Raw genomic sequence first — 22,973 nt, 5'->3', positions numbered from 1 at the left:
TGGTCCGGTGCCGAATCGTTACTCGGTTGATCAACCGGAAACATTGCGAAAGACGGCTGCCCGTTCTTGACTGACAGCCGGGGGAACCGGAGACGGTGACGGTGTTGTCACGCCCCGGCGTGATGTGACATAGGGAGAGGTATGTTCGGTCATTCCAGGAGTCCGCGCCTGCGCGGCGCCCTTGCCGGCTCGCTCGGCGTGGGCCTGGTGTTCGGTCTGGCCGCTTGTGGCGGCAGTGACGACTCGAACGACGATTCCACGGCCAAGCAGTCGATCGACTGCGCGCAGTTCAAGTCCTTCGGCGACCTGAAGGGCAAAACGGTCTCGGTCTACGCCAGCATCGTGACGCCGGAGGACAAGGCGTACAAGGACTCGTACAAGCCTTTCGAGGACTGCACCGGTGCGACCATCAAGTACGAGGGCGACAAGGCCTTCGAGACCCAGGTCCTGGTGCGTGCCAAGGCCGGCAACCCGCCGGACATCGCCATCGTGCCGCAGCCGGGCCTGCTCAAGCAGCTCGTCGCCACCGGCAAGGCCGTCGAGGCCCCGGCCGAGGTCGCCGCGAACGTGGACAAGTTCTGGGGCAAGGACTGGAAGGGCTACGCGACCGTCGGCGGCAAGTTCTACGCCGCGCCGTCCGGTGCCAGCGTGAAGTCCCTGGTCTGGTACTCGCCCACCGAGTTCAAGGAGAAGGGCTACCAGGTCCCGACCACACTGGACGAGCTCAAGCAGCTCTCCGACAAGATCGCGGCGGACGGCGGACGCAAGCCGTGGTGCGCCGGCATCGCCAGCGGTGAGGCCACGGGCTGGCCCATCACCGACTGGATGGAGGACTTCATGCTCCGGCTCTCCGGGCCGGAGACGTACGACAAGTGGGTCAACCACGAGATCCCGTTCAACGGCCCCGAGTCCACGGCGGCCCTGGACGCGGTCGGCGCGTACCTGAAGAACGACGCGTACGTCAACGGCGGCCTCGGCAACGTCAAGAGCATCGCCACCACCACGTTCCAGGACGCGGGCCTGCCGATCGTCGACGGCAACACCTGCTCGCTGCACCGCCAGGCGAGCTTCTACGCGGCGAACTTCCCGAAGGACGTCAAGGTGGCCGAGGACGGCGACGTCTTCGCGTTCTACCTGCCCGGCAAGGACGCGAGCAGCAAGCCGGTGCTCGGCGGCGGTGAGTTCAACCTCGCCTTCGCCGACCGGCCCGAGGTCAAGGCGTTCCAGACCTACCTGTCCACCGACACCTGGGCCAACAACAAGGCCAAGGTCTCGCAGGGCTGGGTCAGCGCCAACAAGGGCATCGACCCGAACAACCTGAGCAACCCGATCGACAAGCTGGCCGCGACGATCCTGAAGGACCCGAACACGGTCTTCCGCTTCGACGGCTCGGACCAGATGCCGGCCGCCATCGGCTCGAACGCGTTCTGGAAGCAGGCGACGAGCTGGGTGACCGGACAGGACACCAAGACCACCGTCGACAACATCGAGAACGCGTGGCCCAAGTGAGGTAGAACCACCCCGGGGCCGGTCGCCGAGAGGTGACCGGCCCCCTTGCACCTACAAGGAGGTACGGGTCGCGTGTTAACCGCCGAGACCAACACCGCGAAGATCGGGCTGATGTTCGCCGCGATCCTGCTCTTCGCCGCGGTCGTGGGCATCATCCTCTTCCTCGCCACCCTGTTCCGCGGCCGGCGCGCCGACCGCTGGGTCGCGTACGCCTATCTCGCGCCCACCCTGCTCATGCTGCTCGTCGGCCTGGTCTACCCGGGCGTGCGGACGATCTACGAGTCGTTCTTCGACGCCGCCGGCAACGCGTTCATCGGCCTGGACAACTACAAGACGATCTTCACCGACGGTGACCAGCTCACCGTCCTGCGCAACACGGTGTTCTGGGTCGTCGTCACGCCGTTCGTGGCGACCGCGGTCGGCCTGCTCTACGCCATCCTGGTGGACAAGTCGAAGTTCGAGTCGGCCGCCAAGGCGCTGATCTTCCTGCCCATGTCCATCTCCTTCGTCGGCGCGGGCATCATCTGGAAGTTCGTCTACGAATACCGGCCCGACCAGGGCAACGTGAAGCAGATCGGCCTGCTCAACCAGCTGCTGGTGTGGGTCGGCGGCACGCCGCAGCAGTGGCTCGTGGACTCCCCGCTCAACACGTTCCTGCTGATCGTCGTCATGATCTGGATCCAGGCCGGCTTCGCGATGACCGTGCTGTCCGCGGCCATCAAGGCGATCCCGGACGACATCGTCGAGGCCGCCCGGCTCGACGGCGTCACCCCCTGGGGCATGTTCCGCTTCGTCACCCTGCCGGCGATCCGCCCGGCGGTGGTGGTCGTGCTGACCACCATCGGCATCGGCACGCTGAAGGTCTTCGACATCGTGCGGACCATGACCGGCGGCCAGTTCGACACCAGCGTCATCGCCAACGAGTTCTACAGCCAGAGCTTCCGCAGCGACAACCAGGGCCTCGGCGCGGCACTCGCGGTCCTGCTGTTCCTGCTGGTGATCCCGATCGTCGTCTACAACATCCGGCAGATCCGCCGATCGGAGGCGCTATGACCACCACCACCCCGCCCGCGACGGCACTGCCGGTGGACAAGAAGCAACTGTCCTCGGCCGCCGTCGCGAAGCGCAAGCTCAGCTCCCCCTGGGCCTCGCTGGCGGCGATCGTCATCGCGGTGCTGTGGACGCTGCCGACCTTCGGTCTGCTCGTCTCGTCGTTCCGCCCCGAGCGGGCGATCAAGACGACCGGCTGGTGGACGTTCTTCTCGAACCCCACCGTCACCATGGACAACTACAAGGCCGTGCTCGACTCGGAGAGCGGCGCCGGTCTGGGCGCGTTCTTCGTCAACTCGGTGGTGATCACGATCCCCTCGGTGATCATCCCGCTGACGCTGGCGACGATCGCGGCGTACGCGTTCGCCTGGATCAAGTTCCCGGGCCGCAACGTCCTGTTCCTGGTGATCTTCGCCCTGCAGATCGTGCCGCTGCAGGTGACCCTGATCCCGCTGCTCACCCTCTATGTGGACGCGGGCCTGGCGAACACCTTCTGGACGATCTGGCTGTCGCACTCGATCTTCGGCCTGCCGCTGGCGATCTACCTGCTGCACAACTTCATGCGGGAAGTGCCGTCGACGCTGCTGGAGGCGGCGCGGGTGGACGGCGCCGGGCACGTGGCGATCTTCTTCAAGGTGCTGCTGCCGCTGCTGCGCCCGGCGCTCGCCGCGTTCGGCATCTTCCAGTTCCTCTGGGTGTGGAACGACCTGCTGGTCGCCCTCACCTTCGCGGGCGGCGGCGACGCCGTCGCCCCGATCACGGTGGCGCTGGCGAACCTGAGCGGCACCCGGGGCACGGCGTGGCACCTGCTGTCGGCGGGCGCCTTCGTGTCGATCATCGTGCCGGTCACGATCTTCCTGCTGCTCCAGCGCTACTTCGTCCGCGGCCTGCTCGCGGGCAGCGTCAAGGGCTGACACGCGTCCCGGCCGCCCGGCCCACCCGGGCGGCCGCGGACGGTGATCACTTCTCGTTGGGCCGTACCGGCACCGCGTGCCAGATGTCTCGGCAGTAATCGCGAATCGTACGGTCGGAGGAGAAGAACCCGCTGCGCGCGACGTTGCGGATCGCCCGGCGCGTCCACTCGTCCTGGTCCCGCCATACCCGGGCCACCTCGTCCTGGCAGTCGGTGTAGGCGCGGAAGTCCGCCAGGGTCAGATACTCGTCGTGGCCCAGCAGGTCCCCCACCAGGATGTCGCCGCCGTCGAAGGCGAACGGCCCGCCGGTGATGGCGTCGATCGCCGCCCGCAGCTCGTAGTCCTGCTCGTAGTAGGCACGGGGCTGGTAAGGCCCGGCTCGCAGCGCGGCGGCCTCGGTGGCGTCCATGCCGAAGAGGAAGAAGTTCTCGGCGCCGACCCGGTCGCGGATCTCCACGTTCGCGCCGTCGAGGGTGCCGATCGTCAGCGCGCCGTTCAGGGCGAGCTTCATGTTGCTCGTCCCGGAGGCCTCCTTGCCGGCCATGGAGATCTGCTCGGAGAGGTCGGCGGCGGGGATGATCAGTTCCGCCCGGGTCACGTTGTAGTCCGGCAGGAAGGCCACCTTCAGGTACGGCGCGACCTCCGGATCGGCGTTCACCACGCCGGCCACGACGTTGGCCAGTTGCATGACGCGCTTGGCGGCGTAGTAGCCGGGCGCCGCCTTGCCCCCGAAGACGATCGAGCGCGGCACGACGGCGGCCAGGTCGCCGCGCTTGATCCGCTGATGGAGCACGATCACGTGCAGCACCCGCAGCACCTGGCGCTTGTACTCGTGGAAACGCTTGATCATGACGTCGCAGAGGGCGTCGGGGTCCAGGGTCACCCCCGTCGCCGTCTGCGTGTACTGGGCCAGCTCCTGGCGGTTGCGCCGCTTCACCGCCTGCCACCGCGCCCGGAACTCCGGGTCACCGGCCGCCGGCTCCAGGTCGGCGAGCCGGTCGAGGTCGCGCAGCCACTCCGGGCCGCCCAGGCGCGCGCTGATCAGCCGGGTCAGCCCGGGGTTCGCGACGAGCAGGAAACGCCGGGGCGAGATGCCGTTGGTGACGTTGTGGAAGTGGTGCGGCAGCACGTCGGCGAAGGCCCGCAGGGTCGTCTCGGTGAGCAGCCGCGAGTGCAGGGCGGCGACCCCGTTCACCGCGAAGCTGCCGATGACGGCCAGGTGGGCCATCCGTACCCGCTGCTCGCCGCCCTCCTCGACGATCGACAGCAGGCGCAGGCGTTCCGGCTCGCCCGGGTGCAGGCGCTCGACGTGCTGCAGGAAGTGGTGGTTGATCATGAAGATGATCTCCAGGTGCCGCGGCAGCAGCCGGCGCAGCAGCCACACCGGCCACGTCTCCAGTGCCTCCGGCAACAGCGTGTGACACGTGTACGCGAAGACCCGCCGGGTGATCGACCAGGCCCGCTCCCAGTCCAGGCCCTCCTCGTCGACGAGGATGCGCATCAGCTCGGGGATCGCGATGACCGGGTGGGTGTCGTTGAGCTGGATCACCACCTTGTCGGCGAAGGCGTCCCACCCGTCGTTGCGCAGCCGGTAGCGCCGGATGATGTCCCGCAGCGAGCAGGCGACCAGGAAGTACTGCTGCTTGAGCCGCAGCTCGCGGCCCAGCTCGGTGCTGTCGTCCGGGTACAGGACCTTGCTGATGGTCTCCGACCGCACGATCGCCTCGACCGCCTCGCCGTACCGGCCCGCACCGAACTGCGACAGGTCGAACGACTCGCGGGCGGCGCGAGCGCGCCACAGCCGGACGATGTTCACCGTGCCGGTGCCGTACCCGGGGACCAGCATGTGGCTCGGCTCGCCCCGCACCACCTCGCCGGGCGCCCAGGTGGCCCGCCCGCCCTCGCCCGGCTCGGTCGTGCCGTAGAAGCCGACGCGCTGCTGGTCGTCCGGCGCCGGGAATTCCCAGGGGTTGCCGTAGTACGTCCAGTCGTCGGGACGCTCGACCTGAGCGTCCTCCCGGAACTCCTGCTTGAAGATGCCGAAGTCGTAGCGGATGCCGTAGCCGACCGCCGGGATGTCCTGCGTGGCGAGGGCGTCGAGCAGGCACGCGGCGAGCCGGCCGAGGCCGCCGTTGCCCAGGCCCGGTTCGACGTCGAGCGCCGCCACGTCGGCCGGATCGACCCCCAGCGCCTCCAGCGCCGAGCGGGCCACGTCCGCGGTGCCGGTGTACAGCAGGTTCTGCCCGAGCTGGCGCCCCAGCATGTACTCGGCGGAGAAGTAGTACACGAAGCGCGGATTCGCCGCGTAATGGGCCTCCGTGGTGCGGATGTACCGGTCCACGAGGTGGTCCCGCACGGTCAGCGCGAGCGCCTGGTAGAGGTCCTCCGGGCTGGCCGACTCGACGGTCGTGCCCCGCGACCGGGCCAGGTTGCCGACGAGCTCGAACTCGATCTCCGTGGGCGTGGCACAGACAGGGCTGACGTGGGTCACGGATTGAGCCTCTCCCCCGCGGAAACACCGGACCCTTCGAGTATCGGTAACCGCGCGAGCCCGCGGCGCCACTTGCCGATGAAACCTCGGCCGACCTCGTCATGCCGGTCACGGCGGGCAACGGAAAAGGGGACGCCGGAGCCGGCGTCCCCTTCCCGTCACGGGAGATCGGTCGTTCAGACCGACGGGTCGCTGGACGGCTCCACGGTCGGCTCGGTGCTCGGCTCATCGGTCGGCTCATCGGTCGGCTCATCGGTCGGCTCGTCACCGGGCTCGGTCGTCGGGCTGGTGCTCGGGCTCGGCGTGACGCTCGGGCTCGGCTTGGCGGTGACCTTCTTGCCGTTCGCCCGGAGGACCTCGACCGTGTAGACGGTGCCGGTACGGCGGCCCGTCACCTCGATCTTGAAGCCGGCGGCCAGAACGGCGACGGTGGCCTTCTTGCCGTTGACCCGGATCGACGCCTGGGCGGGCACGGTCACGGTGACAGTGCGCTTGTGAACGTCCTTGCTGCCGCCCTTCGCAAGCAGCGTGACGGTGCCGGCCTCGGCGTCGACGGCGGTCACGGTGCCGGACGCGGTGAAGCGTACGGGCTTCTGCGCCTTGGTGGTCTTGGTCGGCTTCGGGGTGGCCTTGGGCTTGGCGCCGGCCTTGGGCTTGGCGGTGGCGTGGGACGCGCCGGGCGCCGGGGGCTTCGCGAAGGCGACGGCCGCGGTCGAGACGGCGGGAACCAGGATGCCGGCGGTCAGCAGGGCGGTGACAGCGGTACGGCGCAAACGCATCGGAAGGAGCTCCTCGGATCGGGGGAACTCCAGAGTTCGGGTGTCCGGTTGCAGGCAGGTTGCGGGCCGTGGAGCACCTCGGTTGCGCAACCGCCCGCGCGCTCAGGGCGTCCCGTCGAGCGCCCGATGCAGCGCCGTCAGGATCGCCGCACGGTCGGCGCCGGCCGCGCGTGCCCGCCACACGTACTCCTCCGCGGCGCGGTCGAGATCCGGGTCGGGGCTGCCGGCATCCGGGGGGCGTGGCGGCCGGTCGGCCACCCGGGTGCCTCCGCCGCGCCGGGAGACGACCAGTCCGGCCGCCTCCAGCTCGCGGTAGGCGCGGGCGACCGTACCGACCGCCAGGCCGAGGTCGCCGGCCAGCTGGCGCAGCGGGGGCAGCCGGTCGCCGCGGCGCAGCAGGCCGCTGCCGATGAGGTCGGCGAGCTGGCGCCGCACCTGCTCGTACGGCGGTGTCGGGTCGCTCGCGGAGACCGTGAGCGTGGGCCGGGCGGTCATCCGGCGGTGCGCGACGGCAGGAGCAGGCAGGCGGCGCACCAGGCGGCCGCGGCGAAGGCGGCGATCGCGACTCCGGTCAGCACCGGGCCGGCGGTCGCCCACCACGACGTCGCGCAGTCGCCCGCGAGCGAGCTCAGGGCCAGGCCCGCCGTCAGGGCGACCCCGGTGAGCGGGATCAGCACCGAGACACCGGTCGCGGCGACCACCCGCTCGGCCGACCGGCGTCGCAGGGCGTCGTCGGCGGTGGCGTCGGAAGCGGCCTGGGGACGCCGGACCACCCGGCGCAGCACCAGTGCCGCCGCCACCAGGCCGGCAAGGACGCACACCGCGCCGGGCAGCGTGTAGTAGCTGCCGGGCCAAGGCCCGTAGGACGACGACCAGCCGGCGCGTACGCATGCCAGCGTGCGGCCGGCGCGTCCCATGTCGTCCGGCGCGCCCATCGCCGTGGTCACCGTGGTCACCGCGACGAGGACCACGGTGGCGACGACGACCGTGGCGCCGAGCAGGCGCGGCAGGTAGTCGGCGGAGCGCCGGACGCGCAGCGCAGCCACCCGGAGCTCGCCCGCGGGCGCGGGGCGGGTGACCTCGCCGGCCAGCGCCCCGGCGAGCACGCCGAGCCCGAACACCGGGGCCGCGAGCAGGAGCCCCCGGCCGAGCGCTCCCGTCTGGGCGACGACCGCGGCGCCGGCCAGGCCGGCGACGACGCCCGCCCAGCGCCAGCGCGCGGCCCGGCGCTCACCCGCCACCCACGCGATCGGGGCCGGCGGCCGGGTGGGCGACGCGGCACTTCTGCCGGCGAACGGTCCGGGACCGACCGCCCGGACGACGAGCAACGCGGCGATCGCGAGAACGAGCAGCACGGTCGCCGCCACAGTGAACACGGGCAAGGCCACCTCGACCCTCCTTGTATCAGGGGATTGATACAAGACCAGGGTCGGCGCCTTGTGTCAATACAAGTGGCGTCAGCCGGCCGTCCGCAACGGCAGCCGGACGGTGAAGGTGCTCCCCTGGTCCAGCTTCGACTCCGCCGCCACCGTGCCGCCGTGCTCCGTGACGATGGTGCGGACGATGGCCAGCCCCAGCCCGGACCCCTGCACCGCCCGGTCCATGGCGTTGGCGGCGCGGTGGAAGGGCGTGAACAGCCCGGGCAGGTCGGCGTCCGGGATGCCGATGCCGGTGTCGGTCACCACCACGACCGCCGTGTCCTCGTCGGCGTGGACGCGGTAGGTGACGTGGCCGCCCGTACCCGTAAATTTGATCGCGTTGTCGAGCAGGTTGCGCAGGACGCGTTCGAGCTGGCGGGGGTCGCCGTCGACCGCCACGGCGTCGGTCTCCCCGGTGAGGCCGATGTTGCGGGCCGCCGCGACCGGCGCGAACTCCGCCTGCACGGTCGCCGCCACCGCGACGAGGTCCACCGGTACGGCGCTTTCGGCCATCGCGTGGTTGGCCCGGTCCAGCAGCAGCAGGTCCGAGACGGTCTCGTGGAGGCGGTGGGCGTTGCGCAGGATCGCCGACAGGCCGCGCTGCTGCATCGGGGCCAGGTCGCCGCCGTCGCCCTCGGTGAGCATCTCCGCGTAGCCGAGGATGCTGGTCAGCGGCGTCCGCAGCTCGTGGGTGACGGTGGCGACGAAGGCGTCCTTGCGCTCGTCGAGCACCCGCATCTCGCTGATCAGCCGCTCCTGGCGGTAGGTCAGCCGGTGCTGGCGCGCCGAGCGGTCGATCTCGCGCGCGACGGTGGCCAGCAGGCGCCGGTCCTCCTCGGTCCACTCCGGGCGGTCGCGGCGCAGGAGCAGGAGCAGTCCGGGCGGGTGCTCGGCGTCGCCCCCCAGCGGTACGGCCAGCGCCCCCTCGACGCCGGGCACGGTCATGACGACGCCCGGCTCCGCGGCGAGCACGTCCCCGGCCGCCTCCGGTGACAGCGACGGCGCGCCGTCCGGCCAGCACACGTCGACGGCGCCGGCGGACTGGACGCAGATCCGCCCGTGGACGGCGTCCGCGCCGAGCGCCTCGCCGATCAGCCGCGCCACCCGGCGGGCGCCGAGCGCGGCGTCGCCGCCGTCCAGCAGGGCCCCGGCGACGGCCTGGCGCAGCTCCGTACGCACGAGCCGGGCCTGATCCGCGGCATGCAGCCGCTCGGTCTCCGAGGCCAGCCGGTTGAGCGTGCCGATGACGGCCCGCATCTCCCCCGGGCCCGAGGGGACGGCCCGCGCGGACAGCTCTCCGCGGGCGAGGCGGTCCAGGGTCGCCCGCATGTGCTCGAGCGGCGCCAGCAGCGAGCGGCGGCCCCACAGGCCCAGCGCGACCGCCACGGCGAGCAGGGCAGCGCCGAGCCCGGCGAACAGCAGCTGGGCGAGACTCGACTGGCGGCGGGCGGCGGCGGCGTACGTGCGCTGCTCGCCCTGGATCGCGGCGTCGACCGCGGTGTTGGCGGTACGGACCCGGTCGAACAGCTCCTTGCCGCGTTCCGCCTGCGAGTAGTCCGGATCGGCGACCCCCGCGATGACGATCGGGGTCGCGTACGCGTACATCCACTGGGACGCCGCCGCACGCTCCTCGGCGAGCAGCCCGAGCACCCGCTGATCGGCCGTCTCCGCCGCCGCCCGGTCGAGCGACGTGAAGGCACCCACCCGCCCGTGCTGGTACGGCTCCAGGAACGCCTGGTCGCCCGTGAGCTGGAAGCCGCGTACGCCGGTCTCGGCGTCCGTCAGATGCTGCAGCACGGCGATGTTGGCGTCGCGAACCCGCTCGAGCCGGGACGTGTGCTCGGCCTGCTCCGCGCGGAGCCGGTCCCCGACCACGATCTGGAGGACCACGACGGCCACGAAGAGCGTCACGAGGACGACGAAGGCGGCATTCGCGCGGCGCCGCATGCTCCCCACCTCAGGCACCCGGCAGGGTGAAGGCGATGGTGGTGCCGCCGCCGGGCGCCGCCTCGGCCCGGATCCGGCCCCCGTGCCGCTCGACGATGCGCTGACAGGTCGACAGGCCGACCCCGTGACCCGCGCGGGCACCCGGTTCGACCTGCGCGAACATGTCGAACACGCGACGCCGCTCGGACTCGGCGATGCCGATCCCGTTGTCCGTGACGGTCACCAGCCATTCGTCGTCGCGGGGTACGGCGGACACCTCGATCCGGGCCGGCCGGTCGGGATGGCGGTACTTCACGGCGTTGCCGATGAGGTTCTGCAGCAGCTGGCGCATCAGGGTCGGATCGACGTCGAGGCGGGGAAGGTCGGGGGCTACCGTCACCTCCGCACCGGCGGCGGCGACGCTGTCCCGCAGGTCGCTCAGCGTCTGCCCGGCGATCTCGCCGAGGTCCGTCTTCTCGCGGCGGCAGGGCTCGCTCCCTGCCCGGGCATAGGTCAGCAGCCCCCGGATGAGCCCCTGCATCCGCGCGATCGCCCGGGTCGCCGAGCCCATCCACTTGCGCGCCTGCGGATCCAGGCCGTCGCCGTACTCGTCGGAGAGCAGCTCGAGGTACCCGTTGACGACCGCGAGCGGCGCGGCCAGGCCGTGGCTGACCACGCCGGCGAACTGCTCGAGCTCGGTGTTGGAACGCCGCAGCTCCGCGATGGTGGCGGCGAGGTCGGCGTGGGCCTGTTCCAGGGCCCGCCGCTGGGCCCGGTCGGCGGTGACGTCCGCCATGGCGACGACGGCGCCGAGCGGCGTACCGCCGGGCGAGGCCATCGCCCGCCCGCTCGCGACGACATGCCGCGGCGGGCTGCCCGCCGGCCGAATGATCATCTCGGCGCCGTGCACCGCCCCGTCCCGCAGCGCGCACAGGAGCGGGATCTCGTCCGCGGGAAGCGGCGTGATCCCATCGACGCGGAACAACTGGTAGCGCTCCGAGAGGTCCTCGGGCTCGATCGAGTCGTCCGCGTCGAGCCCGTGCCAGGCGCGGCCGGCGCGGTTGAACATGCTCAGGTGCCCGGCTGGGTCCGAGGCCACGACGGCCACGTCGATGGTCTCCAGGACCGCGTCCGTGAACTCCTGGCGCGCCTCCGCCTCGGCCAGCAGCCGAGCGTTGACCCGGGCCTGCCGGCGGCGCTCGAACAGGGCCAGGATCACCTGCGCGAGGTCCTTGAGACGGGCGACCTGCTCCGCGTCGAGCTCCCGCGGCTGCGAGTCGAAGACGCACAGGGTGCCCAGCGCGTGTCCCTGCGGCGTCACCAGCGGCGCGGAGGCATAGAAGCGCACATCGGCGAGCAGGCCGGTGACCCAGGGGTTGGCCAGGTACACGGGGTCCTGGCTCGCGTCCGGCACGTAGGTGAACCCACCGGTCTCGAAGCGGATCGCGCACATCGAGTCGGCGCGGGGCGAGTCGCCGCCCTCGAAGCCGGTGGTGGTCAGCTGGCACTGCCGGTTCTCATCGATGAGGTTGAGCGTCGCGGTCGGCACGCCGGCGACCATGGCGGCCACCCGGACGACCGCCTCGAGCTCGTCGTCGGCGGGCGCGTCGATCAGGCGGTACTCGTGCAGGGCCGCAAGGCGCTCCCGCTCGTCTCCGCTCACCGGCCACAGTCCTCTTCTCACAAGGTCCCGACCTGAGGTAATTCGGCACGGAACGCCCCGATCTGAACGGGCGCTCTCCGCACGCCCCGTGCACAGACCTGAGAGCTTCCTGAAAGTTGTTACCTATCCGTAACCTTCGAAGTCTGCGTACGTGTGGTGACGGTCACATGTGAGTTGGACAACCGATGTGTCCGATTGTGACGCATCTTACGGACGCGAACCCCGTCTATGGTCGCGCACAGTAATCGTCCTCGTTTCGCAGACGTTACCGGCGGGTAGCCGACCCCCTTGTCCCCGTCACCCGGTAGAGGCAACATTTCCCGCACGTTAACCGGCTGCATCGATGTGCCTCACTTCCGGACCGACTGATGTCGGCCGCGATGCGAGCCGCATGGCGGTGCGGCCGAGCCGTTCCACCAGTCACGTACGAGGAGGATCCGTGAAGGATGCGCAAGGCGGTCCGGCATACGGTCGCACCAACTGGCGCCGTTTCGCCGTAGCGGCAGCGGTGCCTGCCGCGGCAGCCGGTGCCTTGGTCTTCGGGATGGCCAACGGGGCGTTCGCCGCTTCGTTCGCCGTGTCCGGTCAATCGTTCAAAATCTCCGCCGACAAGCTCGACGGAAACGGCTTTGCGCAGTACGGCGACTCCGTCAAGAAGGTCGACGGAACTCCCATTCCGGTCGCCATCTCCGGAATCTCCTCGGCGAAGCTTTACAACCTGTGTCAGTCCGTGAAGACTCCGGGCCTGCCCATCACCCTCACCATCCGGGCGGGCCGGGACGAGGCCAAGCCGGCGGCGGCCACCAACCTGCTGATCGGTGTCAGCGAGCTCAGCGGCGACGCCGAGTTCACCGACATCAACATCGGTCAGGACGCCTCCACGCTGGGTCTCGGCGGCAAGGACGCGCACTACCCGGATGCGGGCATGTTCGGCCAGGAGGCCAAGCACGTCACCATCACGGGCCTCCGGCAGACCGCGGTCTCGACCTCGGCAGGCACCTTCAAGCTCACCGGGCTCAACATGAAGGTCAACCTGCCCGGTAGCGACGGCAAGCCGGTGGAGTGTTTCTGACGTAGGACCCGAGGCCCGCGGAATGCACCGTCCGCGGGCCTCACCCATGCCGGGAGCGGCACAGCACCACCTGACTGGAGGAGTACGTGGTAACACCTGACACGTCGTCCGGCGGCGGCTTCCGCCACTGGCGGCGCACCCGGCCGTTCTGGGGCGGGCTACTGCTCCTGCTTTCCGGGCTGGAGCTGTTCCTCAGCGCCAACCTGACGCTGGGTGACATGGAGGTCCACTTCGGGCCGGAGGGCTTCCTGTCCTACCTGTTGCCCCTGCTGCTCCTGCTCTGCGGCATCCTGACCTGGCTCACGCCGGGCCAGCGCCTCTTCTACGGCATCCTCGGCCTCCTCACCGCGGTCTACTCGCTGATCGGGCTGAACTTCGGCGGCTTCGTGCTCGGCATGTTCCTGGGCATCCTCGGCGGCGCCCTGGTCCTGTCCTGGTCCCCGCGCAAGCCGGAGCCTCCGATCGCGATCCCGGACGACGTGGCGGAACCCCACGACCCCGAGGAGACGGCACCCGACCTGCCGTACGGCGCGCCCCCCGAGGCAGCCGCGCCCTACGGCCCGGCGCCGGCCGCCGACGACACCGCGGTGCTGCGCCCGTCGAGCCAGTCGGGGATCGTGCCCGGGTTCACCGGCGCGGACGCCGCGCACGGCGACCAGCCGGAGCCGCCCCGGCCGCCCTCCGGGGGCATCCACCGCAAGGCGTTCGTGATCGCCCTCGTGCCGCTCGTGTTCTCCGCCGCCCTGGTGGCGGGAAGCCGGACCCCGGCCCGCGCCGACGAGGAGTGCCCGGAAGGGCTCCCCTCCCGCCCGGCCGCCGCCGCGAAGAAGGAGGCCGCACGCCAGTCGTCCGCCTCCGTGTCGGCGAAGGCGAAGACGAAGACCACGACGAAGGCCGCGGCGAAGACCAAGACGTCGGCGCCCGCCACCCGCAGAAGTGCCGCTCCGTCGACGCCGGGCAAGAGCTCGCCGGCGAAGGCGGACGAGGCAGAGGAGGGTGACGGGAAGACCGGCAACCCCATCGTCGACGGGTGGAACGACCTCGTCGACGGCGTCGGTGACCTGCTCGGCATCGGCGAGGAAGAGCCGGCGAACCCGCCGGCCGAGGAGCCTGCCGGCGAATCGGCGAGCGCGTCGCCCAGCACGTCCGCCCCGGCGGATCCCACGCCGAGCTCCAGGGAGCCGTCCGGGTCCGCCACCACCGAGCCGACCGGGCCCGCCACGACCCCCGGCGGGAAGCCCACCCCGGACGGCAGCGCCTCCACCGGCGCCCCGACGGGCTCGGCGTCGCCGTCCCCGGCGCCGAGCCTGTCGGACATCCCCTGCCTGGGCCCCCGGGTCTTCAAGGAGGCCGGGCCGGACGACGTACCGATGGTCTCGATCAACGGCGGCACCCTCGAGGGCAAGTCGCTGACGATGTACAACCCGACCTACGACGGCGTGGTCGACCTGACCACCGCCCAGGGCACCCTCAAGGCGCTGAAGTTCAGCATGAAGAAGTCGGTGACCAAGCCCTTCAAGCTGACCGTGCCGGAGAAGGACGGCCACACCACGGTCATCGACAGCGACGAGCTGACGACCGAGGGCAACGTGCGCTTCTACACCCCGAAGTTCCAGGGCAAGCTCTTCGGCCTCATCCCGGTCACCTTCACCCCGGAGCAGCCGCCGCCGCTCACCCTGCCGGTGCTGTGGTTCACCGATGTGAAGATCAACCTGGCGTTCGTGCGCTGCGACACCCTGACGGCTGACCCGCTGAAGCTGACCGAGAAGAGTTAGGCCCGGCGCTGCCGCCAGCCCCGGACGACCTCGTCCGGATCCAGCGGCGGCAGCAGGACGGGCGGCCCGTCGAGCAGGCCCGCGCGCGCCTTGCGCAGCTGTTCGTTCAGCGCCGTGACATAGGCGCGTACGTCCTGCTCCGAGGTACGCCGGTCGACGGTGTCCCGCAGGTCCTCGGCCTCACGGCGCAGCGAGAGCGTGGGCGGCAGGGCCCCGGCGGTCGCGCCCTCGCGGCGCAGCCAGTCCTTGACCCACCAGTCCTCGTCGTACTCGCGGCCGTGGTCGCTCAGCGGCTTCCCGGCGCCGGGCAGGCCGTCGAACTGCCCCTGCTCCTGCGCCTCACGGATCTTCCGGTCGATGTGCGACTCGTACCAGCTCGCCATGGCCCTCAGTCTAGGTGCGGGCCAGAGCCCGCCGCTGCGCCCGGCGCCGTCGCGCTTCCTCCGGGTCGGTGACCGGCACCGCGGCGAGCAGCTCCTTGGTGTACGGGTGCTGCGGCCGCTCGTACACGTCCGCCACGTCCCCGAGCTCGACGATCGTGCCGGCGTGCAGCACCGCCACCCGGTCCGCGACCTGGCGCAGCACGGCCAGGTCATGGGACACGAAGACGAGGGTGAGCCCGTACTCGCGCCGGACGTCCTCCAGCAGGGCGAGGACCTGCGCCTGGGTGGTCACGTCGAGCGAGGACACCGGCTCGTCGCACACGATGAGCCGGGGCCGCGGCGCCAGGGCCCGGGCGATGCCGACGCGCTGGCGCATGCCGCCGGAGAGCTCGTGGGGATAGCGCTCGTACGCGCCCGGGGTGAGGCCGACCCGGTCCAGCAGGTCCTCCACCCGCGCCCGGGGTGCCGCCTCGCCCTGCAACCGCAGCGGATCGGCGATGCTCTCCCCCACCGTGCGGCGCGGGTTGAGCGAGGACAGCGGGTCCTGGAAGACCATCTGCACCGAGCGGCCGCGGCGGCGGGCGACGTCCGCGCCGTCGAAGGTGATGCGGCCGGCGCTCGGGCTGATCAGGCCCACCATCATCCGGGCGAGGGTGGTCTTGCCGGTGCCGCTCTCGCCGACGATGCCCAGCGTCTCGCCCTCGCGCACGTCGAGGGTGACGTCGTCGACCGCCTTGACCGGGTCGGGCCGGCGCAGCGACCGGCGGCGCGGCTGCGGGAAGTGCTTGCGGACCCCGGTGAGCCGCAGCAGCGGCGCGCCGTCGATCGTGCGCGCCGGCGCCGGCTTGGGGACTGCCGCCAGCAGGGCCTTCGTGTACGCGGCCCGCGGCGTCGTCAGCACCGTGGCGGTGGGACCCTCCTCGACCGCGACCCCCTCACGCATGACGACGACCGACTCCGTGGCTCCCGCCACCACGCCGAGGTCGTGGCTGATCAGCAGGAGCGCCGCGCCGGTCGTGGTGCGTACCTCGTCGAGCAGGTCGAGGATCTGCGCCTGCACCGTCACGTCGAGGGCGGTGGTCGGCTCGTCCGCGAGGATCAGCCGGGGGCGGCACGCGATGGCCATCGCGATCAGGGCGCGCTGCCGCATGCCGCCGGAGAACTGATGCGGGTACGCCCCGGCCCGCCGCGCCGGGTCCGGGATGTGCACCTGGCCCAGCACCTCGACGGCCCGCTCCCGGGCGGCCCGCCGGGTCCCGCCGGTGTGCAGCCGATACACCTCGGCGATCTGGTCGCCGACGGTGTGGAAGGGGCTGAGCGCGGTCAGCGGCTCCTGGAAAACCATCGCGATGCCGGCGCCCCGGATCGCCCGCAGCTGCTCCTCGCCCGCGGTGGTGAGCTCGGTGCCGTCGAAGGTGATCCGGCCGCCGATCTCGGCCCGGTCGTGCAGGCCGAGCAGGGCCAGGGCGGTGGCGCTCTTGCCGGAGCCGGACTCGCCGACGATCCCCAGCGCGCCGCCCGCGACGAGGTCGAAGGAGAGCCCGTCGACCGCGCGGGTCGCTCCGAAGCTGATGCGCAGGTCGCGCACCGACAGCAGGGTCATCGCAGCTGCACCCTCGGGTCGACGGCGGCGTACAGGAGGTCGGCGACGGCGTTGGCCACGACGACGAGGAAGCCGGTCAGCAGGGTGACCCCGACGACGACCGGCAGGTCGATCTGGTTGACCGCCCCGACCAGCAACTGGCCGACGCCGGGCAGCCCGAACATGGTCTCGGTGAGCACCGCGCTGGCCATGATCGCCGCCAGGTCGATAGCGGTGATGGTCACCAGCGGGACGAGGGCCCCGCGCAACGCCCGCCGGAACACGATGCGCCGCTCGGTGAAGCCGTACGCCCGCGCCGTACGCACGTGATCCTCCGCGAGAGTCTCCTGGACGCCGGCGCGGGTGAGGCGGGCGTACGCGGCGGACTGGATCACGGCGAGAGCGATCCACGGCAGCAGCAGGTTCTGCGCCCAGGCCGGCGGATCGGTGGTGAACGGCACGTACGCCGGGAACGGCAGCCACTGCAGCTGGACGCAGAAGAGCATCAGCAGGAAGAGGCCGACGAGGAATACCGGGACCGCGTACCCGGTCAGCACGAGGCCGTTGACCAGGCGGTCGAGGACGCGGTAGCGGCGTAGCCCGGAGAGCAGGCCGGCGCCGATGCCGACGGTCAGGGAGAGTATCTCCGCGCCGAGCGCGAGCGACGCCGAGACCGGCAGCCGGTCGGCCAGCAGCGCGGTGACGGGCTGGTCGGTCTCGAAGGAGTAGCCGAGGCAGGGCGCGGGACAGTGCCGCACATCCGGACCGGCCGGGTAGTCCCGCCCGACGAAGAATCCCTGGAGGAACTCGCGATACTGCGTCGCCACCGAGTGGTCGAGGCCCATCGCGGCCCGGACCTCGGCGAGACGTTCGGGCGTGCAGCCCTTGCCGCAGGTCAGCACGGCCGGGTCCTGCGGCGCGAGGTAGAAGAGCCCGTAGACGACGACCGACAGTCCGATCAGGACGAGCACGGCGCCACCGGCACGGCGCAGCAGGTAGCCGATCACCGCAGCACCTCGCTCCGCCGCGGGTCGAGGATCCGGCGGATGCCGTCCGCCACGAGGACGAAGGCGAGCAGGGTGAGGAAGAGCAGACCGCCCGGGATCATCACGTACGCGGGGTCGGCGCGGAACCAGGTCGTGGCGCTGGAGAGCATCTGGCCCCAGGACGGGGTGGGCGGCCGTACCCCGACGCCGAGGAACGACAGGCCGGCCTCGGCGATCATGTTCGCGGGCAGCACCAGGGCCGCGTAGGTGAGCACGGGCACGGCCAGTCCCGGCAGCACCTCCCGGCGCGCCACCCGCATCGGCCCGGCGCCCGAGACGCGGGCGGCCGCCACGTAGTCGCGGGTCTTGAGCGACAGGGTCTCGCCACGGGTGATCCGGGCGGTCCCGCCCCAGCCGAGCACCGCGATCACCACCGCCAGCAACGCCGGCCGGGGCCAGCTCTGCGGCACGATCGCCAGCAGCGCGATCGCGAGGACCAGGCTCGGGAAGGCGAGGACCAGGTCGGCGAGGCGGCTCAGGGCGGCGTCCGCCCACCGGCCGCCCAGGCCCGCGGACAGCCCGACGCCGACACCGAGCAGCAGCTGCAGCAGCAGTGCGGATACGGCGACGCCGAGCGAGACGCGGGCGCCGTAGACGACGCGGGCGAACAGGTCGCGGCCGGTGCCGGGTTCGACGCCGAGCCAGTGCTCGCCGCTGATCCCGCCGAAGCGGCCGGTCGGGACGCCACCGCGGGCCGAGTCGAGCAGCTCGGTGTGGAAGGTCGTCGGATCCTGCCCGGCCAGCGCCGTCAGCAGGGGCGCGGTCAGGGCGACGAGGACCATGAGCGCGGCGACGACCGCGCCGGTGAGGAAGGCGCGGTCGTCGAGCAGGCGGCGCGGGACGGTCACTTGACCGAGATCCGGGCCAGGTCGTACGTGCCCCGCCACCCGTCCGGCACGGCGTTCTTGACGTTCTTGCCGTACAGGTAGACGTCCTTCTCGTGGGTGAGCGGGACGACCAGGGCGAGCTTGCCGAGCTTGGCGTCCAGGGCACCCCAGCGCTGCGCGGCGGCGGCCGGGTCGGTCAGGGCGTTGACGGCGTCGATCTCGGCGTTGACGGCGGGATCGTCGTACTGGGCGAGGTTGAAGTTGCCGCCCGCGGTGATGATCTGGCGGCCGTCGAAGATCGGGATGAGGAACGGCCCGCCGGACGGCCAGTCGGCGCCCCAGCTCTGCAGCGACAGTGCGGGCTGGGTGGCCGGCTTGCCGGTGACGTCGCGGTAGGTGGCGCTGTCGATGGCGTTCAGCGTGACGGTGACGCCGGCCTGCTTGAACGCCTCCTGCACGGCGGCGGCGGTCTTCGGGCCGAGGCCCAGCGCGTCGTCGTTCTCGTGGGCGAGCTCGATCGTGAGGTCGGCCCGCCCGGCGGCGGCGAGCAGCTCCTTGGCCTTGGCCGGGTCGCCGGTGTCGCCCGCCGGGAAGTAGTCGTACGGCTGGTAGCCGAGCGCCGTCTGCGGGGGCAGGAAGGTGGTCGAGGGGCCGGCCACCGCGCTGCCGCCGAGCGCGTTGACGACCGAGGCGCGGTTGACCGCGTACGAGAGGGCCTGGCGCACCCGCTCGTCGTCGAACGGCTTCTTCTTGGTGTTGAAGGCGAGGTACGTCGTCGACGGGAACTCGCCGCGCGCCACCCGCTTGTCCAATGCGGATCCGGTGCCGAGCTGGGCCAGCTGCTCCGGGCCGACGACCGCGTCGGTGGTGACAGCGTTGGCATCCTGGCCCGCGCCGGTGGTGAGGCGCTGATTGATCACGGCGGCGTCCAGGCCCGCGGTCACGTCGATCTTGTCAGGGCAGGCGTACCGCAGGGAGTCCGAGGACCGCGTCCAGTGCGGGTTGCGGACCAGGGACAGCGACTTCTTCTGCTCGTACGAGGAGACCATGTACGGCCCGGACGAGATCGGGTGCTTCTCGTAGTCGACGCCCTTGTCCTTGTTCCGGGGCACCGGCGCGAACTGGGTCGCCGTGGCAAGGAACGGGAAGTCCCCCTCGGGCTTGCGCAGCTTGAAGACGATCGTCCTGTCGTCCGGCGTCTCGATGGCCTTCAACCCCTCGGGCTGCTTGTACGGCCCCGGGTATCCGGCCCCGCCGACGAGCCAGTCCCGCAGGTAGGGCGCGCCTCCGGGCAGCTCGGGGGCGAAGGAGCGCTCGATGCCGTACTTGACGTCGGCGGCCGTGATCGGCGTGCCGTCCTCGAAGAAGACGCCGTCGCGAAGCTTGTACGTCCACGTGCGAGCGCCGTCGGAGGGGGTGCCGAGGTCGGTCGCCAGGTCGGGGGCGGGCTTGGTGCCGGCCTCGCCGGGCTGCCGGTTGCGGGTGGTCAGCGTGCGGAACAGCAGCGAGGGGATGTTGCCGCCGCCCGAGGTGTAGAGGCGCGCCGGGTCCAGGTGCGTGATGCCGCCCTGGTTCAGCACGGACAGCGTGCCGCCCTGGCAGGTCGCCGGGTCGAACGCGGCGGACGACGAGCCGCCTCCGCCGGCGTCCTGGCAGGCGGCCAGGGCTCCGGCCAGCAGCGTCGCGGCAACTGTCACGGGCACGAATCTGCGGATGCGCATGGCACACCCTATCTATTCGTGCGGTAGGCGATGCAAGTTCCTCGATACGTAGTGGCCCAGCCCACAAAGCCTATCGGTAAGGTAGGATGATGACCCGCATCGACCAGGGAGCGCGGCATGATTTCGCTGACCGAACGAGCCGCCGAGCTCATCCTCACGGACACCGCCTTCGCACCGGCCCGCCCCGGCCTCGTCGGCGCCGCCGTGGATCTGCTCCTGTCCCGGCCCGGCCTGCCCGGCTCGCTGACCGGCACGCTGATCAGGCAGAGACCACGCCTGCGGCACGGCTTCCTCACCGCCCGCTCGCCCCGGGTCGCCGTGGTCAGCGGGCCGCCGTCACCCGGCATCGACTCCGCGATCACCCGCCTCGCCGAGGACCTGCCCCTGCCGCTCCCGCTGATCGGCGGGCACGACGTCGCGGTCCTGGAGGAGGCCTCCGACGACGTCGATCCCGCGGTCACCGGCCCGTCGCCGGCCTGGGCCACCGCCGGCATCCGGATCGGCCTCGAGGCGGGGCTCGACGAGGACGGACTGCTCGGGCTGCGCCGGCGCTGGGCCCTGGCGCACGCCCTGGCACCGATCCTGGCGGGCGCGTTCGCCAACTCGCCGCTGCGGCACGGGCGGCCCACCGGCTGGCGCAGCAACCGCCAGGCCCTGCGGCGCCTGCGTCCCTGCACCGCGGACCCCCGCGCGGACTGGACCGCCCTGGTGATGGACGCGCCGGTGGTGCACGCCGGCCGCACCTTCCGCGAGTGGACCCGCTCCGGCGACCGGCCGCTCCTCACCGACCTCGCGCGGCACCTGGGCACCGTACGGCCACCGATCGCCGCCCGCCGCCACCTGGAGCTCGACGTGGTGGACCGGCAGCCGGGCGCGGGCTGGCGGATCCCGGTCGCCGTCACGGCCGCCCTCATGGACGACCCGCGCGCGGTGGTGCAGGTCCTGACCGCCACCGAGCCACTGCGGACAGTGCCCGGGCTGTGGGAGCGGGCGGCCCGTGCCGGCCTGACGGATCCTCAGCTGGGTGCCGCGGCGAGGGCGTGCTTCCTGGCGGCGTACGAGGCCCTGGCCCGGCAGGGGGTGTCCCGGGAGCTGCGGGATGCGGTCGCCGCGTTCATCGATCGCTACGTGATGCGCGGACGGTGCCCGGCCGACGACGTCCTCGACCGCGCCACCGCCCCGCACCGCCTCTGACGGTTCCTGCCGGCGGTCACCTGACGGCGGTCACCGGCGCGTGGACGACGATGCCCACCGCTCCGGTGTCCAGCCGTCCGTCGGCATGCAGTGTGAAGCTCCAGCGGGCTTCCGGCGCCGCTCCGAGCACGACGACGGCCCAGCCCGATTCCGGGCTCGCGATCAGCGCCTTGAGCACCGCCGCGTCCCGGCCGGAGGGCGGGGCGGCGAGAAACAGCACACCCGCGGCGGCGGCACTCTCCGTGACGGCCGAGACCTGATCGAGCGCGGCACGCGCGCTGTCGACGAACAGGATGCCACCGTCACCGTCAGACGGCGCGGCGCCCATGCCGGCGGCGATGACCCGGCCGCCGGCGGACCAGGAATTGGTGGCCAGCTCGGCGGCCCAGGTCAGCGCGAGGGTGCGCGCGGCGCTCTTCTCGCCGCCGAGCGCGATGAGGCCGTGGCACTGCCCGAGGTCGAGCAGCACCCGGGTCTGGCCGGCCGAGCCGAGCGTGACGAGACGCAGGCTCGGCACCGGCACGGCGAGGTCGACGGGGGCGGCCTGAAGATCGAGCAACGGCGATTCCCAGGTACGGCCGTTGTCGGCGGCCACCCACGGCGCCGGGGCCCGGTCGTCCGGCGCGGCCAGCCGCAGCGCCATCCGGTCGGCATCGACCATGAGGGCGTAGAGCAGCGGGAGCGGGCGCCCCGCCTCATGGCACGCGGTCGCCACGACCCGCAGTGCGCGGTCCACGGTCCAGCCGGCCGCGGCATCCACCCGATCCAGAACCACCGACGGCGGCGAGTGCTTCCCCCTTCTCTGCGCCGGAACGCCCGGCTTCGCCCGCGGCAGCGTGGAGGCAGCGGGTGCGTCGGCCTCCGCCGACCGGGCGGCCGACGCATTCGCCGCTCGGCGTCGCCGGCGCAGCAGCAGGGCGGCGGCGGCCACCGCGGCGGCGAGGACCAGGCCACCGGCGGCGAGCGCGAGCACCAGGCCGAGACCCGGGCCGGCGTCCGACCGCGCGGAGTCCTTGGCGGCACCGGCAGGCGGCGCAGCGGCGTCGCCCGCGGGGGCGGACGCCGGGCCGGACGGCGCTGCGGTGACGTCGGGCAGCGGCCCGGTCACGACGCCGTCGCCCTTCGCGTCCTTCGGCAGCTGGAGAATCCAGCCGGTGTCCAGCTCTCCGGGGTTCGTCACCCGGCCGCCGTCCGGCTGCACCCGTCCCTTGTTCAGCCGGAAGATCTCCCGGTAGCGCTCACCGTCGCCGAGAAAACGCTCCGCGATCTCGTAGAGGAACTCGGGCTCGCCGCGGTACTCCGGGCGCACCACGTAGTACTTCACCGGCTCGGCGGGAGCGTACGCCACCGGGTGTCGCGGCACGGGGGCGACGCGGGCGGCTGCCGGAGTGCCCAGGACCATCACCAGAGCGGCTGCGGCCAGCGCCCACGCCAGCGCCGCCCGCCCGTGCGGGACGGTTCGCGGCGTTGCGGGTGGTACCGGTAGCGCTCGACGTGGCATGGCGATCCCTGCAGACGGTCCGACGAATGCGAATAGATTACGCAATGTGCTCGGCTAGCATCGTCCGGGCCCGCCCGAGACCGGCTTCCGCACGGTCCCGTGTGGACCCCTCGCAGGCCCGC

Annotated in this window: 18 protein-coding genes; 6 read left to right on the top strand and 12 right to left on the bottom strand. The window is 71.9% G+C overall.

The window, feature by feature from the left end; genetic code table 11:
• Nucleotides 1-141 precede the first annotated feature (141 nt).
• The 3 genes from AB0368_RS02565 (at nucleotide 142) to AB0368_RS02555 (ending at nucleotide 3,473) form a co-directional block, all read left to right on the top strand.
• Nucleotides 142-1,509 carry an ABC transporter substrate-binding protein gene (locus AB0368_RS02565; RefSeq protein ID WP_366151983.1) on the top strand — a complete coding sequence of 456 codons (1,368 nt, stop codon included), beginning with the start codon at nucleotides 142-144 and terminating at the stop codon, nucleotides 1,507-1,509.
• A gap of 111 nt (nucleotides 1,510-1,620) precedes the next feature.
• Nucleotides 1,621-2,562, top strand: coding sequence for a sugar ABC transporter permease (locus AB0368_RS02560; RefSeq protein WP_366152381.1), 942 nt, complete (start codon nucleotides 1,621-1,623; stop codon nucleotides 2,560-2,562).
• The gene (locus AB0368_RS02555; RefSeq protein WP_366151982.1) at nucleotides 2,559-3,473 is read left to right on the top strand and encodes a carbohydrate ABC transporter permease; all 915 of its coding nucleotides are present in this window, start codon (nucleotides 2,559-2,561) and stop codon (nucleotides 3,471-3,473) included. Before AB0368_RS02560 ends, AB0368_RS02555 begins: the two co-directional genes overlap by 4 nt.
• Before the next feature lie 46 nt (nucleotides 3,474-3,519).
• On the opposite strand, the gene AB0368_RS02550 is transcribed toward AB0368_RS02555, so the two are convergent.
• From AB0368_RS02550 to AB0368_RS02525, 6 genes are all read right to left on the bottom strand, one after another.
• Nucleotides 3,520-5,964 carry a glycogen/starch/alpha-glucan phosphorylase gene (locus AB0368_RS02550; RefSeq protein ID WP_366151981.1) on the bottom strand — a complete coding sequence of 815 codons (2,445 nt, stop codon included), beginning with the start codon at nucleotides 5,962-5,964 and terminating at the stop codon, nucleotides 3,520-3,522.
• Nucleotides 5,965-6,140: 176 nt separating this feature from the next.
• A complete protein-coding gene (locus AB0368_RS02545; protein WP_366151980.1) occupies nucleotides 6,141-6,743 on the bottom strand; it encodes a hypothetical protein in 603 nt (200 codons plus the stop codon).
• Between the two features lie 102 nt (nucleotides 6,744-6,845).
• Nucleotides 6,846-7,238 (bottom strand): GntR family transcriptional regulator, encoded by a 393-nt coding sequence (locus AB0368_RS02540; protein WP_366151979.1) that lies wholly within the window; start codon nucleotides 7,236-7,238, stop codon nucleotides 6,846-6,848.
• Nucleotides 7,235-8,131 (bottom strand): hypothetical protein, encoded by an 897-nt coding sequence (locus AB0368_RS02535; RefSeq protein WP_366151978.1) that lies wholly within the window; start codon nucleotides 8,129-8,131, stop codon nucleotides 7,235-7,237. Before AB0368_RS02535 ends, AB0368_RS02540 begins: the two co-directional genes overlap by 4 nt.
• 69 nt (nucleotides 8,132-8,200) lie before the next feature.
• The gene (locus AB0368_RS02530) at nucleotides 8,201-10,108 is read right to left on the bottom strand and encodes an ATP-binding protein (protein WP_366151977.1); all 1,908 of its coding nucleotides are present in this window, start codon (nucleotides 10,106-10,108) and stop codon (nucleotides 8,201-8,203) included.
• 10 nt (nucleotides 10,109-10,118) lie between these two features.
• Nucleotides 10,119-11,750, bottom strand: coding sequence for an ATP-binding protein (locus tag AB0368_RS02525; protein WP_366151976.1), 1,632 nt, complete (start codon nucleotides 11,748-11,750; stop codon nucleotides 10,119-10,121).
• A gap of 439 nt (nucleotides 11,751-12,189) precedes the next feature.
• Here AB0368_RS02525 and AB0368_RS02520 point away from each other — a divergent pair, with 439 nt between their 5' ends.
• Together AB0368_RS02520 and AB0368_RS02515 are read left to right on the top strand one after the other, a co-directional pair.
• A complete protein-coding gene (locus tag AB0368_RS02520; protein ID WP_366151975.1) occupies nucleotides 12,190-12,822 on the top strand; it encodes a DUF6230 family protein in 633 nt (210 codons plus the stop codon).
• An 86-nt stretch (nucleotides 12,823-12,908) separates the two neighbouring features.
• Entirely contained in the window at nucleotides 12,909-14,597 is a 1,689-nt protein-coding gene (locus tag AB0368_RS02515; protein WP_366151974.1) for a DUF6114 domain-containing protein, read from the top strand.
• Here AB0368_RS02515 and AB0368_RS02510 read toward each other — a convergent pair.
• The 5 genes from AB0368_RS02510 to AB0368_RS02490 are packed head-to-tail and all read right to left on the bottom strand — an operon-like array spanning nucleotide 14,594 to nucleotide 20,156.
• The gene (locus tag AB0368_RS02510) at nucleotides 14,594-14,980 is read right to left on the bottom strand and encodes a DUF1992 domain-containing protein (protein ID WP_366151973.1); all 387 of its coding nucleotides are present in this window, start codon (nucleotides 14,978-14,980) and stop codon (nucleotides 14,594-14,596) included. The genes AB0368_RS02515 and AB0368_RS02510 overlap by 4 nt on opposite strands.
• Nucleotides 14,981-14,990: 10 nt before the next feature.
• Nucleotides 14,991-16,583: an ABC transporter ATP-binding protein gene (locus AB0368_RS02505; protein ID WP_366151972.1), complete on the bottom strand. Its 1,593-nt coding sequence runs from the start codon at nucleotides 16,581-16,583 to the stop codon at nucleotides 14,991-14,993.
• Nucleotides 16,580-17,569 (bottom strand): ABC transporter permease, encoded by a 990-nt coding sequence (locus AB0368_RS02500; protein ID WP_366151971.1) that lies wholly within the window; start codon nucleotides 17,567-17,569, stop codon nucleotides 16,580-16,582. Before AB0368_RS02500 ends, AB0368_RS02505 begins: the two co-directional genes overlap by 4 nt.
• Entirely contained in the window at nucleotides 17,566-18,456 is an 891-nt protein-coding gene (locus AB0368_RS02495) for an ABC transporter permease (RefSeq protein ID WP_366151970.1), read from the bottom strand. Before AB0368_RS02495 ends, AB0368_RS02500 begins: the two co-directional genes overlap by 4 nt.
• Nucleotides 18,453-20,156, bottom strand: coding sequence for an ABC transporter substrate-binding protein (locus AB0368_RS02490; protein WP_366151969.1), 1,704 nt, complete (start codon nucleotides 20,154-20,156; stop codon nucleotides 18,453-18,455). Before AB0368_RS02490 ends, AB0368_RS02495 begins: the two co-directional genes overlap by 4 nt.
• Nucleotides 20,157-20,273: 117 nt before the next feature.
• Here AB0368_RS02490 and AB0368_RS02485 point away from each other — a divergent pair, with 117 nt between their 5' ends.
• Nucleotides 20,274-21,350 (top strand): glutamate-cysteine ligase family protein, encoded by a 1,077-nt coding sequence (locus AB0368_RS02485; protein WP_366151968.1) that lies wholly within the window; start codon nucleotides 20,274-20,276, stop codon nucleotides 21,348-21,350.
• A gap of 16 nt (nucleotides 21,351-21,366) precedes the next feature.
• Here the strand turns inward: AB0368_RS02485 and AB0368_RS02480 are convergent, their stop codons facing one another.
• Nucleotides 21,367-22,851: a hypothetical protein gene (locus AB0368_RS02480; protein ID WP_366151967.1), complete on the bottom strand. Its 1,485-nt coding sequence runs from the start codon at nucleotides 22,849-22,851 to the stop codon at nucleotides 21,367-21,369.
• Between the last annotated feature and the right edge of the window lie 122 nt (nucleotides 22,852-22,973).

Origin of the sequence: Actinoplanes sp. NPDC051475, from assembly GCF_040689425.1 — a bacterium.
GTDB lineage: Bacteria > Actinomycetota > Actinomycetes > Mycobacteriales > Micromonosporaceae > Actinoplanes.
Note: the sequence above shows the minus strand (reverse complement) of the source record. Positions and strands in the feature narration are given on the sequence as shown.